This is a genomic window from Paracoccus sp. MBLB3053 (genome assembly GCF_031822435.1).
Classification (GTDB): domain Bacteria; phylum Pseudomonadota; class Alphaproteobacteria; order Rhodobacterales; family Rhodobacteraceae; genus Paracoccus; species Paracoccus aurantius.
Genome location: NZ_JAVQLW010000003.1, coordinates 157,624 through 173,092, shown reverse-complemented (window position 1 = coordinate 173,092; position 15,469 = coordinate 157,624). Strand labels below are relative to the sequence as shown.

Annotated in this window: 14 protein-coding genes; 6 read left to right on the top strand and 8 right to left on the bottom strand. The window is 61.9% G+C overall.

Annotation, left to right across the window (positions count from 1 at the left end; all coding sequences use genetic code 11):
* Positions 1 to 29 precede the first annotated feature (29 nt).
* A complete protein-coding gene (locus RGQ15_RS17445) occupies positions 30 to 806 on the top strand; it encodes an IclR family transcriptional regulator (RefSeq protein ID WP_311161953.1) in 777 nt (258 codons plus the stop codon).
* Between the two features lie 45 nt (positions 807 to 851).
* On the opposite strand, the gene RGQ15_RS17440 is transcribed toward RGQ15_RS17445, so the two are convergent.
* Positions 852 to 1,925 (bottom strand): lactonase family protein, encoded by a 1,074-nt coding sequence (locus tag RGQ15_RS17440; protein WP_311161952.1) that lies wholly within the window; start codon positions 1,923 to 1,925, stop codon positions 852 to 854.
* 125 nt (positions 1,926 to 2,050) lie between these two features.
* On the opposite strand from RGQ15_RS17440, the gene RGQ15_RS17435 reads away from it, so the two are divergent.
* The 4 genes from RGQ15_RS17435 (at position 2,051) to RGQ15_RS17420 (ending at position 6,101) form a co-directional block, all read left to right on the top strand.
* Positions 2,051 to 2,704 carry a GntR family transcriptional regulator gene (locus tag RGQ15_RS17435; protein WP_311161950.1) on the top strand — a complete coding sequence of 218 codons (654 nt, stop codon included), beginning with the start codon at positions 2,051 to 2,053 and terminating at the stop codon, positions 2,702 to 2,704.
* 104 nt (positions 2,705 to 2,808) lie between these two features.
* A complete protein-coding gene (locus RGQ15_RS17430) occupies positions 2,809 to 3,372 on the top strand; it encodes a biotin transporter BioY (protein ID WP_409201353.1) in 564 nt (187 codons plus the stop codon).
* On the top strand, positions 3,369 to 4,328 hold the full coding sequence (gene bioB, locus RGQ15_RS17425) for a biotin synthase BioB (protein WP_311161948.1): 960 nt from the start codon (positions 3,369 to 3,371) through the stop codon (positions 4,326 to 4,328). The genes RGQ15_RS17430 and bioB overlap by 4 nt, the downstream gene beginning before the upstream one ends.
* 180 nt (positions 4,329 to 4,508) lie before the next feature.
* Positions 4,509 to 6,101 carry a D-aminopeptidase gene (locus tag RGQ15_RS17420; protein WP_311161947.1) on the top strand — a complete coding sequence of 531 codons (1,593 nt, stop codon included), beginning with the start codon at positions 4,509 to 4,511 and terminating at the stop codon, positions 6,099 to 6,101.
* On the opposite strand, the gene RGQ15_RS17415 is transcribed toward RGQ15_RS17420, so the two are convergent.
* From RGQ15_RS17415 to RGQ15_RS17385, 7 genes are all read right to left on the bottom strand, one after another.
* Complete coding sequence (locus RGQ15_RS17415; protein ID WP_311161946.1) at positions 6,088 to 7,365, bottom strand: hypothetical protein; 1,278 nt, start codon at positions 7,363 to 7,365, stop codon at positions 6,088 to 6,090. The genes RGQ15_RS17420 and RGQ15_RS17415 overlap by 14 nt on opposite strands.
* The gene (locus RGQ15_RS17410; RefSeq protein ID WP_311161945.1) at positions 7,362 to 8,897 is read right to left on the bottom strand and encodes a VWA domain-containing protein; all 1,536 of its coding nucleotides are present in this window, start codon (positions 8,895 to 8,897) and stop codon (positions 7,362 to 7,364) included. Before RGQ15_RS17410 ends, RGQ15_RS17415 begins: the two co-directional genes overlap by 4 nt.
* The gene (locus tag RGQ15_RS17405; protein ID WP_311161943.1) at positions 8,894 to 9,898 is read right to left on the bottom strand and encodes a VWA domain-containing protein; all 1,005 of its coding nucleotides are present in this window, start codon (positions 9,896 to 9,898) and stop codon (positions 8,894 to 8,896) included. The genes RGQ15_RS17410 and RGQ15_RS17405 overlap by 4 nt, the downstream gene beginning before the upstream one ends.
* Positions 9,891 to 10,409: a DUF4381 domain-containing protein gene (locus RGQ15_RS17400; protein WP_311161942.1), complete on the bottom strand. Its 519-nt coding sequence runs from the start codon at positions 10,407 to 10,409 to the stop codon at positions 9,891 to 9,893. Before RGQ15_RS17400 ends, RGQ15_RS17405 begins: the two co-directional genes overlap by 8 nt.
* Positions 10,406 to 11,428, bottom strand: coding sequence for a DUF58 domain-containing protein (locus tag RGQ15_RS17395; protein WP_311161940.1), 1,023 nt, complete (start codon positions 11,426 to 11,428; stop codon positions 10,406 to 10,408). Before RGQ15_RS17395 ends, RGQ15_RS17400 begins: the two co-directional genes overlap by 4 nt.
* 108 nt (positions 11,429 to 11,536) lie before the next feature.
* Complete coding sequence (locus RGQ15_RS17390) at positions 11,537 to 12,550, bottom strand: AAA family ATPase (RefSeq protein WP_311161938.1); 1,014 nt, start codon at positions 12,548 to 12,550, stop codon at positions 11,537 to 11,539.
* 75 nt (positions 12,551 to 12,625) lie between these two features.
* Positions 12,626 to 14,191, bottom strand: coding sequence for an arylsulfatase (locus RGQ15_RS17385; RefSeq protein WP_311161936.1), 1,566 nt, complete (start codon positions 14,189 to 14,191; stop codon positions 12,626 to 12,628).
* A 577-nt stretch (positions 14,192 to 14,768) separates the two neighbouring features.
* On the opposite strand from RGQ15_RS17385, the gene RGQ15_RS17380 reads away from it, so the two are divergent.
* The gene (locus RGQ15_RS17380; protein WP_311161934.1) at positions 14,769 to 15,467 is read left to right on the top strand and encodes a hypothetical protein; all 699 of its coding nucleotides are present in this window, start codon (positions 14,769 to 14,771) and stop codon (positions 15,465 to 15,467) included.
* Positions 15,468 to 15,469 lie beyond the last annotated feature (2 nt).

Genomic DNA, 15,469 nt, shown 5'->3' with positions numbered 1-15,469 from the left:
TATAAGCGAGACCTACCCCCGGAGGTAACATGGCCGAAAGCCCCCGTACCCGCACCAGCGGCATCGACCGGTCCCTGCAGCTTCTCGACGTCCTGACCGAAACCGGCCGCGCGATGAGCGCTTACGAACTGGGCAAGGCGGCGGGTGCGCCGGTTTCCACCGTCTATCGGCTGGTGGACGAACTCGTCGAACGCGAGATGCTGTCCCGCCATGAGAATGGGCTGATCTGGCTTGGCCCTCGGCTCATGCGCTATGGCCTGCAATACAGGGCATCCATCGACTTCTACGCCGAGGCACGCCGCGAGATGCGCCATCTGGCCGAGGTGACCGGAGAAACTGTCCAGCTTTGCGCACGCGACGGCAACATGATGGCAGTTATCGCGATGGTCGAGGGCCCCGGCCATTTCCGCGTGACATCGGATGTCGGTACCCGCGTTCCCCTGAACTGGACTGCGTCGGGTCGACTGCTTCTGGGCCACCTTCCCGAAAACGAGCGCATCGCCGCATTCACCGAGGCCGCCCGGCCATCCGCGACCGGCAAGGCCGACACGGATGCCGCGCAACTGGCGCGCCAGTCACATGAGGATTTCGCGCGCCGATTGGCAATTCAGATCGGTCAGTCGGAATTTGCCGTGGCCTGCATTGCCGCTCCGATCCGGAACGAAAGTGGCGCATGCGCCGCGACCATTTCGATCGTCCTGGCCGAGCGGCAGGCGGAAAAACGCGGCGAAGAACTGGCCAAGGCGGTTCAGGATTCCGCCTTGCGGATCGAGCGGGCGGTTGGATATGTCGAGGGCGCGGCATAACCGCGCGAGATATCCCCGCAAGGGTGGGCCAGATCGCATGCCATGTCACGCCCACATGACACAGGCCGGGCTGCCAATCGGAAAGGTTTCCCCGATCGGTCGCAGCGAACCGTCCTGCCCGTCGATCTCATGAACGGACAGAGAATGCCCGTCCTGGTTGGCCACGGCCATGAAACGGCCGGACGGATCAATTGCGAAATCGCGCGGTATCGCACCCCGGGTATCGAACCATCCGATCCGCGACAGCGCACCGTTGGACCCAACCGAGAAGGCAGCAATCGTATCATGTCCCCGGTTCGCGGCGTAAAGATACCGCCCACCCGGATGCAGCCTGACTGCAGAACAGGCGGAGACAGCGCTGCAATCCGGCGGCAAGGTCGAGATTTCATTGGCCCGCACAAAACCGGAGGAAGTCTTGATGCAGGTCACCATTGTCGAGCTGGCCTCGGTCACGACAAATATGTGCTCTCCGTCTTCTGACTGCACCGCATGTCGCGGCAAAGATCCCGGCACGAGACGGACCGTGTCTGACGCAGAGGTCCCGATCCGTCCATCCGCTAACGGATAGATCCCGATCTCATCGGTCCCGAGGTCGCAGACGATGATCGAATTTCCATCCGGGCTGGTGAGCACCTGATGAGCGTGCGGCCCCGTCTGCCGATAGCGGTCTGGCCCGCTGCCTTCTCGTCGCAGGATCTGGCCGGGTCCTTTTGGCAAACCCTTTTCATCCGTCGCGTAGCTGACCACGCTGCCGCTTGCATAGTTGGCAAGAAAGACTTGTCGCCCATCCCCCGAAACCGTCAGGTGACAGGGGTAATCCCCAAGCGCGCCCATCCGGGACACGGTCTGCATCCTTCCCGTCTGCCGATCGACCATGATTGTGACGACAGAGGCACCCTCCGCCTCGGAAAGCTCCTCGACCGCGTAGATCCACCGACCGCCTCGCCCAAGGGCCAGATAGGAAGGGTTTCGCACATCGTTCAGGACCGAGACGCGCGACAACCGACCGCTCGCATGGTCGAGTTCCAGCAGCGTGACGCCTTCGCCCCGCGCTGCGACATGGGGAAGCGAAACGGTGTACGACCCGACGAACAAGCTGCTGCGACCCGAATTTCCCACCCGCCCTCCGTTGATTTTCGCCCATCCGAACCCTTCGGACAGTCGGGGAACTCGGGCGGACAGGCAAGTACCGGTTTCCGAATGGCAGGCTCGACAGCAGTCGCGCAGCAGATTATCTATAGTCCATGACCCCATCGCATAAAGAAACCTTGGCTGACCGGATCAGCCGCGAGCTTGCTGAGCGCATCATTTCCGGCGCGATCGCGGCTGGCGAAAGGCTGCGTCAGGACCATATCGCTGTCGAATACGGAGCAAGCCATGTTCCGGTACGCGAGGCATTCCGACGGCTGGAAGCGCAAGGACTGGCGAAAAGCGAACCGCGCCGCGGCGTTCGTGTCGCGGGCTTTAGCCAATCCGAAATCCGCGAGGTCGCCGAGATGCGCGCAGCACTTGAAACCCTTGCCCTGCGACAAGCGGCACCGCATCTGACACAGGCAATCCTGGATCTGGCAGAAGATGCGACCTCTGCAGGTGACAAGGCCGGGGACGTGCAGGCGTGGGAAGAAGCGAACCGAAAATTCCATCGTCTGATCCTTGAGCCCTGCCGCATGCCGCGTCTGCTCCGCAGCATCGATGATCTCCATGCAGCCAGCGCCCGCTTCCTGTTTTCGGGCTGGCGTGCGGAGTGGGATGCTCCGACCGATCGCGATCACCGCGCAATCCTTTCGGCGCTCAGGTCTGGCGATGTCAATGGCGCATGCGCGGTTCTCGCGCGCCATGTTCAATGGACCGGACCGCGCATGCGGGCCGTGACCAACAGAGGGGGCGAAGCAAGATAAAACCCATATTATCTATAAAATAATGCGCAGCCCTTGCGCCTCACCCGGCGAAATGTCCTCATCAGACCTAGATTCGCATTATTATCGATAATATGGAGAGTTGGATGCAATCCCTTGGATCAAGGCTTGCCCGGGCAGATGCAATCAGGTCAGGGCGAAACCTTATCATTCTCATCGCGGGGACCGCTGTGATGACGCTCGCGGCCAAGGCGCAGGTTCCGTTCTGGCCCGTTCCGATGACATTGCATACCATGGCCGTCATGGCATTTGCGGTGCTGTTCGGACCGCGCAGGGCCATCGCGATCTTCGCAGCATACCTGGGCGCAGGAGCGATCGGACTGCCCGTGTTTTCCGGAACGCCCGAACGCGGCGTGGGCCTTGCCTACATGATCGGGCCGACCGGGGGCTATCTTCTGGGCTATCTGCTGGCCTCCGGCGCGACCGGCATGCTCGCTTCAGGACGGGGCACGATCGGTCAGGTCGTGGCGATGCTGGCCGGGCTGACAATCGTCTACGCCGCAGGCATTGCCTGGCTTGCTGCGTTCGTTCCCGCAAACCGGCTGCTTGAGCTTGGCGTGTGGCCTTTCCTGCCCGGCGACCTTCTAAAGATCGCCATCGTCGCTTTTGCCCTGCGCTTCGCATCACGCCTTCGGAGTGCACATGCATGAGCGATGGACTCATCAGGCATGATTGGAGCGTTGCCGAGATCCTTGCGCTTCACGACCTTCCCCTGCTTGAGCTGGTCGGCCGGGCAAGCGCCGTCCACCTTGCACATCACGACCCGAAGCGCCTGCAAAAAGCCAGCCTCCTCTCGATAAAGACCGGAGGCTGCCCGGAGGATTGCGCCTATTGTCCGCAATCGGCGCATCATCGCGAAGTGACACTGACACGCGAAACCTTGATGAACCCCGACAAGGTCGTTGCCATGGCCGCTGTGGCGCAGGCAGCCGGAGCTGAGCGCTTCTGCATGGGGGCCGCGTGGCGGCAAGTTCGTGACGGGCGAGAGTTCGATGCGGTGATCGCGATGGTCACCGGGGTGCGCGCATTGGGTATGGAAGCCTGCGTGACACTGGGAATGCTGAAGCCGCATCAAGCCAAGCGCCTCGCCGATGCAGGGCTCACGGCCTACAACCACAATCTGGATACAAGCCCGGAATATTACGGCGAAATCATCTCTACCCGAACCTATGAGGACCGGCTGGAGACATTGGCCACGGTGCGCGCTTACGGGATCGAACTCTGCTGCGGGGGTATCATCGGGATGGGAGAAACGCCGCGCGACCGGGCTTCCATGCTGAGGGTGCTGACGGCGATGGCGCCCCACCCCGAAAGCGTGCCGATAAATGCCCTGGTGCCAGTGCCAGGGACACCCATGGCGGGACGACCGCGCATCGACCCACTGGAATTGGTCCGAATGGTCGCCGCCGCGCGCATCGTGCTGCCAGGTTCTATCTTGCGGCTATCGGCCGGACGTTCGAGCCTCAATCGCGAGGCCCAGATATTGTGTCTGGTTGCCGGTGCAAATTCCATCTTTTACGGCGAGACTTTGCTGACAACACCAAACGCGGATATCGGTGATGACGCACGGCTAATCAGGGATCTGGCGCCGCGAATGGAAAATTGATCCTGCAAGATGGACCCTGACTCGCGGTCGTGGTCAGGCTGAATCTCGACACGTTGAACAAGGGCTGGCCCTGCTGACCTGCGCGGCCAGATCTTCCTTGAAGAATGTGCCGGATTCATACTGAACTTCGGCAACGGCCGGGATGCCTGCCGTCATTTCCGCGCCGCATGGATGAGACAGATGACCGAGATAGGCCATTCCGCACTTGAGGCGGCACTGGACGCCTTGCCGAAACAGTTTCCGGGCCCCGGCGGCGTGGCCGGCGTCGTCAAGGACGGCCGGATCGTGGCGACACGAACGTGGGGATATGCGGATCTCGACACGGGTCAGATCATGACGACCTCAACCCGGCTGCCAATCTGCTCGATCTCGAAGCAGTTCACCTGCGCGGTGCTCCTTGCAGCCATCGAAGATCCCGCGCGGCTCGATGGCCGGGTGGCCGAATTCCTCCCAAACTTCGAAGGCACCCTGCCCACGGTCAGACAGCTCTGTGACAACCAGTCGGGTTTGCGGGATTACTGGGCCCTGACCATCTTGCAGGGCGCGATGGCGGAACAACAGTTCAGTCGTGAAGATGCCCTGCCCCTGCTCGCCCGAATGAAAACCGGGCATTTCGAGCCCGGAGCGCACTATTCGTATTGCAACTGCAATTACCGTATCATCTGCGAACTGATCGAAACCGAGACCGGCGAGGCAATCGACGAACTTTATCGTCGTCACATCTGGGAACCCGCCGGGATGACAACCGCGGTGCTGACGCCTGATACACGCAGGCCGCTGGACGGGGTGGTGGGTTACGAGGGCAGCGATGCGACCGGTTTCTTTCCGGCCCAAAATGCAATCTACTGGATCGGCGACGCCGGAATTTCGGCATCTCTGGAAGACATGATGTCTTATGAGACCTGGATCGACGCGGGCCGCGACGACGAGCGCAACCTCTATCGCCGCATCTCGGTTCCGCCAGGTTTCGCGGACGGGACCCCCGCTCGCTACGGATATGGCCTGGCCCATGCAACGATCGCAGGCCTGCCTTTCACGGGCCATTCCGGCGCGTTGCGAGGCTTCCGCGCGCAGCGACTGAATTCCCGCGATGCGCGCCTGTCGGTTGTGGTCATCTTCAACCATGAAGCCGACTGTTTCGCTGCCGCAACAGCATTGATCAAGGCAGCGCTCTGCGCACGAGATACCGCGCCCGCCCAGATCCCGGAGGCCTGGGATGGGCAATGGATCGGCCCTGATGGCCTTCTGAGCCGAATTGAAACCGGCAGAAACTCGGCGATGCTGCGCCATGCGACCGCAGCCGAAAAGATGTTGCTGACAGCCCAGGGCGACCTCGCGGCACCCAATGTGGTCCTCTCGCGCAAGGGCGGGCTCTTGACGATGCGCCGCCCCGGCGAAAACATTGCCACGGAACTTGTTGCCGTGCCCGAAGTCAGTAGCGGCAACGCTTCCGATATCGCGGGCCGCTATGTCTCGGATGAGCTCGATGCAGAGATGATGATCGAGGCACAGGGCAGCGCAGCCTTCGCCCGCTTCAGCGGCTTGCTGGGCCAAGGCCGTATGGAACGTATGGCCCCGGCCGGGCTCGATATCTGGATCCTTGCCACCCGAAGATCAATGGATGCACCCGCGCCCGGCGACTGGACCGTCGTTTTCAAGCGCGATGAAACGGGCAATGTTTCCGGTCTGACCCTGGGGTGTTGGCTTGCCCGAAACATCACGTATGTGCGGGTCAGCGCATCCCTCCCCGAAAATGGAGTCATGACGGGTTGAGAGGCGGCAGGGCAGTTGGACGGATACGTTGGCTTTCGCTTCGAATGCTCTGTCGGGCCTGCCGCAATGCCGCGACAAGTTCGCGTCTTGTCTCGCGCTGATGGCCCCCGGCGCCAATGTCGGGCCCCCAAATTTCCCGTTCGGCCTTCAGCAAGGCAGCCGCGAGTTGCGGAGGCGGTTCACGGCGGTCAAATCTCGCGAGCCAGCGATCGAGGCTGCCCGTGACGGCTCCGATTTCATTCTTGTTCGCATGACGCAGAATCCGGCGGAAAAGAACGGGCTCGGATGCCGAAAGCCGAACAAGCCCGTCCCTGATCCTGTGGCGCCCCAGGCCCAGGACAAGCACCAGCAAGAAAAGAACCGACAGGCTCCAGATGACAGGCCCCCGACGCGGATCGGGTGTTCCGGGCGGGTGCCAGCCACGTGGCGCCACGATGCTGAACTGCACCCCTTCGACATCTGATGTTTCGATGCGCGAGCTGTCCATGTTCCACCATCGAAGCTGCAGCGACGGCAAGGTGAATTCGCCCGGCGCCTCGGCAACATAGGTCACGCTTTCGACCCGTTGCGCCACCCCGGCTGCACCGCGCTGGCCGGGCGTATCACTTAGATCCGGCTGCCGCGGGTATGCCCGCAGCCCCTCGGGTGACTCGGCCCCCAGCAACGCGGGAAGAAGCATGGACTGGGTCCCCCTTGCTTCTATCGTGACTGTCCGGGTCACAGCTGCGCCGGGGCTTGGATCGTCGCCGGGCCCATCGACCGACTGGCTCAGCGTGATGGCGCTTGCCGCGATGAAAGGCGACAGGGATTCTGCGCCTTTCGGAACCGTTCCCGTGAACGATATCGCGGGCATGATCGCTTCGACCGAAACCGGATCACCGGTTTCCAGATCGGCGTAGGCCAGACTGATGCTCTGCTCGGCCAGGTCATAACCTGCCGCACGCTGCGGGGTGAACTGATAGACGCGAGAGACCTCGATCCACGTCTGGTCTCCGACCCGCCTCGACCCTGGGCGGGCCGCGTTGGCGGGCATCCGCGTGATGGCGTCGGCGACCTGAAGGTCGGGCCAAGCCGGTGTACTCACCAGGTAGTTGGGCACAAGCACGCTGACCGTCACCTGCAGGGGTGTCCCGACCGTCACCGCGCCGTCCTCTGGCCGCATCGTGATTTCGACCCGAGGTTCGACGCCTGCGTTCTGGGCAAGGGCTGCGCCGACAAGAAACCAGCTCGGCACGATCACCCAAAAGGGCCATGATCGGATCATTGGACCTCTGCCCCCGTATCGCTCGGGGCCCGCGTCTGGGCCGCCTCGATCGCAAACCGCGATTTCAGGAAGTCGGCTGGCTTCGTCTGAACCTGCTTCATCCATTGCTCGGCCGCGTCCTCGGAAAGGTCGCTATCCCCAGTAATCCGCCTCATCTGGCCCTGATCGGATTGCAAATCCTCGACCGTTCCATCGGCGGCATTGTCCTCGCTGTCGACTTCGGTGTCCTCAGCCTCTCTCGTCTCGTTCAGATAGTCGAGGATGCGTCGCGCAAGAGCCAGGTTCTCCTGTGCCGCCTGGTCTGAAGGATCAAGCTTCACCGCCGCCTCGAACGCCGCTATGGCGCCAGGGTAGTCGCGCCCCCGGATCAGGGCGATACCGCGGTTGAACTGTGCGTCGCTGGTCTGGATTGGTTCGAGGACGGCCGCCGCCTCGCCATATTGCCCGGATCGCATCAGGGAAACGGCCTTCCACGGCGGATCGACGAAATCCTCGGCCGCTTGCGGGAAGTCGCGTGCAGCATAGGCACGAGCCCCCTGCTGATCCTTGGTCCAGAACAGGTCAGACAGTTCATTGGCGCGCGCATCCGGAGCAAGCATCACCGCGGCACCAATCACCGCCCAGTGCAAGGTTGTGCCGCGCCGGAACCACAACAACAGAAGGAGGGCCGCAGGAATGGCCAGTAGCCATCCGTCATCGCGCATCCGCCCGTCCTCGCTGGCCGCGCGCGCGAGGCTCGATGCGGCAGCCCGATTCACGGCGCGAAGGTCGCTGTCATCCACTGTCACCGCGACCTTGCGGACCCCTGCCGCCCTGGCCCATCGATCCAGCTCGGGTCCGCCTCCGTCAGGCGCAACGATCAATGCGACGCTTCCGGGGCCATCGGTCGGGAAATTGGCGATATCTGTCGGGTCCACCCCGTCAGTCACGAAAAGAACGGTGCCGGCTTGATCCTCGGTCGCCAGTAGGGTGGTTGCGAGACGCATCGCTTCCGACGGATGCTGGCCCGCTCGGGGCATGATACCTGGCGTAAGTCCTTCGAGAAAGCTCTGAAGCACCGTCGGATCTTCGGTCGGCGGCATGACAAGATGGGCGCTTCCTGCATAAGCGATCAGCCCGGTCCGGCCACCCGCGCGCAGCGCGATCAGGTCCCGGATCTTCTGTTTGGCCCGTTCCAGCCGGGACGGTGGAATGTCACCCATGTCCATTCCCGGTGACAGATCGAGTGCGATCACAAGAGGCGCCGTCTCGGTCACGAAAGGGGAAGGTGCGGGACGAAACGCGGGGCCTGCCGCCCCGATTGCCATCAGGCAGGCCGCTCCAAGCACGATAAGGGCCGCGCGTGAGCGGCTGGCTTCTCCCCGGCCGATGGTCAGCGCTCTGAGCAAGTGCGGCGCTATCTCGGGCAAAGCCGGACTTTCCGATGCCTCGCGCTGCCGCAGTTGCCACCAGACCAGTGCAAGGGCCGGGATCGCCAATAGCCAGAGCGGGCGGAGGAAGGTCAGGCCGGCGAGATCGGAAAGCGCGTTCATGCTCTCGACTCCGCTGCGGAAAATCGGCGAACCCGACGCCAGCGTAAAGCAAGAGCGGCAAGATATCCCACGATGGTCAGCAGGACAAAGGCTCCGCTTGTCCACATCGTCAGGGGAATGCGCGGTCGCCAGGACACCGCCTTGCCTTCAACCGGATGAAGTGCATCGATGCCTTGATAGATCTCGGTCAATCCCTGGCTGTCCTCGGCACGGTTGAAGGTACCGCCGGTCGCATCGGCTATGGCCTCGAGCGTCGCGATATCGACTTTGTTCTGCTCATCTTCGCCTTCCGGATCGCCAACCGCGATCGTGTGGATCGTGACCCCGTTCTTGGCGGCAATGTCCGCAGCCTTCGCCGGTGCCATGCGCGACGAAGTGTCCGATCCGTCGGACAGGACTATCATCACACGCTCTTCGACTTCGCTTGCCGCAAAGGACTGGATCGCAAGGCCGATCGCATCGCCCAGCACGGTGTTCTGCCCTGCCATTCCCGGCTCGAGTGTTGCAAGCAATTGGCGCGCAGCCGCCTCGTCCTGAGTGAAGGGCACCAGCACATAGGCGGATGACCCGAAGACGATCAGCCCGATGCGGTCGTCCTTTCGACCGGCAATGAAGCTGTCCAGCACCTGCTTCACGCCTTCCATCCGCGAGTCGACGGCGCCATCGGACCCTGAAAAATCGACGGTCGCCATCGAGCCCGATATATCCACCGCAAGCATGATGTCCCGTGCTGCCTCGGTTCGTGTAACCGGATCCCCCAGCCAGACCGGCCGCGCGATTGTTGTGATCACAAGCAGCCAGAGCAGGCCGGTGAAGCCAAGCTGAAACCGTTTTCGTGCGGGGATCACGGCCCCCTCACCCGTGGGAAGCCCTGCGCTGACCCTCTCGAAAAAAGGCAAGCGGATAGCCTGGACCCGCTCTCGCCGCGCCGGCGCGAACAGCAGCACCAGGAACGGCAATGGCAGGGCCAGAAATGCAAGCGGGGCGTCGAACTCAAGCATGATGGTGCCTGATCCAGTGCCGAGCCAGCCGCATCAGCCGTGCACCGTCGAATTCCGGGACTTGGCGCGCATAGGGCGCGCTTGCCAGCAAACCGTTCAGCATTCGAAATCCACCCTCGGGACCGGGTGTGGCCGTGCGATCAAGATACTCTGCCCACTCGGCGCCGGTCAACGCAGCGACCTCGCGGCGGGGAAAGGCGGCCAGGGCCGTGCGGCGCAGCAACTGGTCCAGCTCGGCAAGCGCCCGCCTGTCACCCCGTGCAAGGCCCGGTTCGATCCCCTGCAAGAGCGCAAGCGCTTCTCGCCGGTAGGCGTTTGCCTTGCGGTATCTAACCCAACGCCACGCCAGCAAAAGCAGGAGAGCCAGAAGGATAATACCAATCACTCCCCAGATTGGCGTCGCGGGCCACATTGAAACCGCAGGCGGTTCGCGCAGGTCGTGCATCTGGCCCAACAGCGAAACCAGGCTGTCGTCAGCGGCAACGGGTGCTTCTTCGACATCGGGGTTCATGCTTGTTTCCCCGCTTCCTCCGGCCCGTTCCCCAATCCCAACCCTCGGCCGGGCCGGCCGGATTGGAACAGACGCAAGACTTGCGGCAAAGTTTCCTCTCCGGCGCTGATCGGCAGGATGGCGGCGTCAAGGCGGTCTTGCCAGGCGAGCAGACGGCGGAGGCGTTTGCCGCCGGTTTCGGCCAGGTTTTGCTGGACCTTGTGACTGGCGAGGTCCAGTTCGACCTGCAAATGACCGTCTCCGACAACAAGCCTGCCGCGTGAGGGCACCTCGTTCGCAAGCGGGTCATAGACGAGGCCAAGCACGATATCGTTGCCGCGCGACAGGCGTGAAAGCGATCGGAAGGTGTTGTCGTCTGCGCCGTCGAAATCCGAAAGGACGATCACAAGCCAGTCATGCGTTGCGATACGTGCCGCCTGGGAAAGAGCCAGGTTCAACATGGCCGGAGCCTCGGAAACAACTGGAGCCTCGGCGGAGAGGGCCTGATTGCGCGACGCAAGCTGGGACAGCAGACGCAGCACGGAATGGCGGCTGCGCGCGGGGCGCTGATAATCTATCGCGCGATCCGAGATGACAAATCCACCCACCCGATCACCTGCGCCGAGAATGCGCCAGGCGGCAAGGGCCGTGAGTTCCGCCGCCGTCACCGACTTCATGTTGAGCCTTGTTCCGAAGAACATCGCCTGACGTTGATCGACCAGGATCAGGGCCGGACGATCGCGTTCTTCCCGCGTGACCCTGACATGGGGCGCGCCAGTTCGCGCCGTGACACGCCAGTCCATGCTCCTTGGATCGTCTCCCGGAAGATAGGCGCGGATTTCCTCGAATTCGAGACCACGACCTCGCAGCCGCGACGCGCGACGCCCGGACAGGACACTTCCCACAGGCTGACTTGGCAGGAAGTCGAACCCCCTTGCCTTGCCCTCGAGACCGACGAGAACCGGCAGGGTGACGTGGATGCGCGGGTCTGCTCCGCCCCCCAGCCCCGGTCCTGTGGCGGGTTTCATCTTGCCGGGCATCAGCCTCTGCTCCCCGACCGAAAAGCGCGTCGCCCCATCGCGCCGCTTGCCCGAAGGCTTCTCCCGCCGTCTCCATGCATGGGATTGGGGCAAGGCATTGACGTGCTCCTAGGTGATCGCAACCAACTGCAGCAGGTCGGCAATCACGTCGTCGGCGGATCGTCCGGCACCATGCGCCTCGTAGCTCAGCGCGATCCTGTGGCGCAGGACATCGGGCGCGACCGATTGCACATCCGTCGGAGACACAAAGTCCTGCCCCTTGAGCCAGGCATGCGCGCGGGCGCAGCGGTCGATGGCAATGCCACCACGCGGACTTGCGCCAAGCTCGATCATTCGGCCCAGGTCCTCGGACAGCTTCGCGGGGTGGCGCGTCGCATTGATGATGTCGATGATATATTGCTCGATGCCCTCGGCGATATGGATCGCTGAAATCTCCTGGCGCGCCTCGGACAGTGTGGCCAGGGACGACGCTTCGGCCCGAGCGTCCTCGCCTGCCGGGTGGCCGACGGGCTGCGACTGGGGTGAAGACGGGGCAGAGGCAGCGATTTCCTCGTTCCTGACAAGGCGCAGCACGTTCAACTCATCCGCCGGCTGCGGATATTCGACCAGGATCTTCATCAGGAAACGGTCGGTCTGCGCCTCGGGCAGAGGATAGGTGCCTTCCTGTTCTATCGGGTTCTGAGTTGCGAGCACCATGAAGGGCGAAGGAAGGGGGTGGCTGGCTTCGCCGACCGTCACCTGGCGCTCTTCCATCGCCTCGAGCAAGGCCGCCTGCACCTTTGCGGGAGCACGGTTGATTTCGTCCGCAAGAAGAATGTTTCCGAAGATCGGACCGGGTTGAAAGCGGAACTCACCTTCCCCGTCCTTCGAGAAATAGACATCCGATCCGGTCACATCGGCGGGCAAAAGATCAGGCGTGAACTGGATTCGGGTAAAGTCGAAATCCAAGGCGCGGGCCATGGCTTTCACAGCTCGCGTCTTGGCAAGTCCCGGCAGCCCCTCGATCAGGACATGACCATCGGCCAAGAGGCCAATGACCATGCGCTCGACCACACGTTCCTGTCCGATGACAGATTTGTTCATCGCCGCCATCAGCGAAGTGAATGCATCGCGTGCAGTCATAGGATAAGACCCCGGATTTTCTGAAAATCGTCAGAAAAAGGCCGGCAACAATAAGCGTCGCCGGCCCATTTCCGCTTACTGGCTGCCCAAGCTGCTCAGCGAGTTCATCAGGTCTTCCTGAACCTGATCGATCGAGAAGCTGTCCGGGCGCTGTGCTGGCGGGAACTCCGTGAAGGTCGCCAGGAACTTCCCAACTTCGGCACTTGCCGGGCCGACCAGATAGGCGTGGTCGCTGATCCAGTCCCAATAGGTGTTCGAGGTGATGTCGGCACGCTCATAGGGGTCGGCGCGCAGATCGAACAATTTGGGCACGCGCAGCTTGGTGAAGGGCTCGGCCCAAACGGCCATAGTCCCCTGACGACGCTGCTCGGCAAAGACAACTTTCCAGTTCTCGTAACGAAGCCCAACCACTTCGCCATCGTCGTTGAAATAGAAGAACTCGTCGCGGGCGCCTTCTTCAGCTTCGCCGGTCAGGTAAGGAAGCTGGTTGTAGCCATCCAGATGGTTCTTGTATTCTTTTCCGTTAATGGTCGCGCCGGTCAGCAGGCGATCCTTGATGTCGGTGTCGCCTACAGCGGCCATGATGGTCGGGAACCAGTCAAGGCCCGAGAAGATGTCATTGGCGACCGAGCCCGGCTCGATATGGCCCGGCCAGCGGATCATTGCCGGCACGCGGAACGCGCCTTCCCAGTTCGTGTTCTTTTCGCTGCGGAAGGGCGTCGTCCCGGCATCTGGCCAGGTATTCTGGTGCGGTCCGTTATCCGTCGTATAGATGACGATCGTATTGTCCGCGATGCCCATATCTTCGAGGGACTGCAGCAGCGTCCCGATCAAGGCATCATGCTCGATCATGCCATCGGCATATTCCGTCAACGCATCCAGAGCGGGTTCGCTGCGATGTTCGGGGCGCACATGGGTCTTGTAGTGCATGCGCGTGGTGTTCATCCAGGTGAAGAAGGGCGTGCCCGCTTCGTGCTGGCGCTTCATGAAGTCGATGGCCGCGGCAGAGGTTTCGTCGTCGATCGTTTCCATCCGCTTGCGGGTCAGCGGCCCGGTGTCTTCGATCGTGCCATCCGCCGAGGATTTCAGAACGCCGCGCGGTCCGAACCGCTCGCGGAATTCGGGGTCCTTGGGATAGTTGAACTGTTCTGGTTCCTCTTCAGCGTTGAGGTGATAGAGGTTACCGAAGAATTCGTCGAAACCATGCGCGGTGGGCAGGAACTCATCCTTGTCGCCCAGGTGGTTCTTGCCGAATTGACCGGTCGCGTAGCCTTGATCCTTGAGCGCGGATGCGAGCGTGACGTCGGACGCTTGCAGGCCGGCATTGGCACCCGGCAGACCGACTTTCGACAGCCCGGTGCGGAAGGTCGATTGGCCCGTCAGGAAGGTCGAACGTCCGGCCGTGCAACTTTGTTCGGCGTAATAGTCGGTGAAGACAAGCCCTTCATTCGCAATCCGGTCGATGTTCGGGGTCTTATAGCCAACAAGCCCCTTGGTATAAACCGACAGGTTACCTTGTCCGATATCGTCGCCGAAGATGACAAGGATGTTGGGCTTTTCGGTTTGAGGTGAATCCTGTGCGACTGCACCCCCGATTGCAAAGCATGTGAATGCTGTCGCCAGTCCGATCTTTCTTAGCATGGGTTTCTCCCAAAAGGCGCGCCCATCCGAAGCTCGGACAAGCGCCGCACCGCAGAATCGGCGCATCCCGACAGCAATCGAGAATTGCCACAGATCTTCTTCGCTTCAGGCTGCCGGATTCACAGGAGGAGGAAGTAAATTAGTCTTGAGTTCCGGTCCCTTGAGTCAATCAGCCAGCCACGATGTGATCGTAAGTGTATAAATTTGAACTTGCAACTCCCGTCTTCTGCTTCATGGGAGGAACACGATCACAGCGCGATCTGACCAAGCGCGATGGCGGGGATTCCCGGATGGTCAGGCCCCCTGTCGAAGCTGGCCTAACCGCGCCAACACCGGGGAAATTCCGTGCCCTTGAGCAACCAAATGGCGATTTCATCATGCCAGCGGCGCGCCTGCGCCCTGCCCGGCACCTTGGCGGACAGGGGGAAGAATGCAACGAATGGACTTGAATGGCGATTTGCCCGCCGCGTAAGCTTGGCCGGGACCGCGCCCCAACGCCAACCCGCGCCGAACGGGATCGAATTCCGTCAATCAAGGAACTGGGTCCAACCGACGAGACCAACTGCGGAGAAACCGATTGCCTGATCTGAAATTCTTTGTCGGCTGGGACTCGCGCGAGGACATTGCCTATCAGGTGGCACGGCAGTCGCTGTTGCAGAACGCGTCGATTGATGTCGAGGTCACCCCGATCAGGCTTCAGGACCTCGTATCGCGGGGGGTCTATACCCGCGACGTCGATCCCTTGGCCTCGACCGAGTTCACCTATTCGCGCTTCTTCACACCATGGCTCGCGGGCAATAGCGGCTGGGCTGCCTTTTGCGATTGCGATTTTCTGTTCTTTGGCGACGTGGCCGAATTGCTTGGCATGCTTGATGACAGCAAGGCAGTCTGCTGCGTGCATCACGACTACAAGCCGAAGAATGAAACCAAGATGGATGGCAAGGCTCAGACCAGCTACCCGCGCAAGAACTGGTCGTCGCTGATGCTTTTCAACTGCGATCACCCCTCCACCAAAGGGCTTACGCCAGAAGTCGTCAATTCCGAATCCGGTGCCTATCTGCATCGAATGCAATGGGCGAAGGACGAGGAAATCGGCTCAGTTCCCGAAGAATGGAACTGGCTGGAAGGCTGGAGCGAGAAACCTTCCGCAGGCAAGCCGAAGGCCGTTCACTTCACCAATGGGGGCCCGTGGTTCAAGGACTGGCAGAATGTCGATTATGCCGAGGACTGGCTGAAGATCGCCAAGTCCATCGACCCCGGCTTCCAACCGATCTGAGC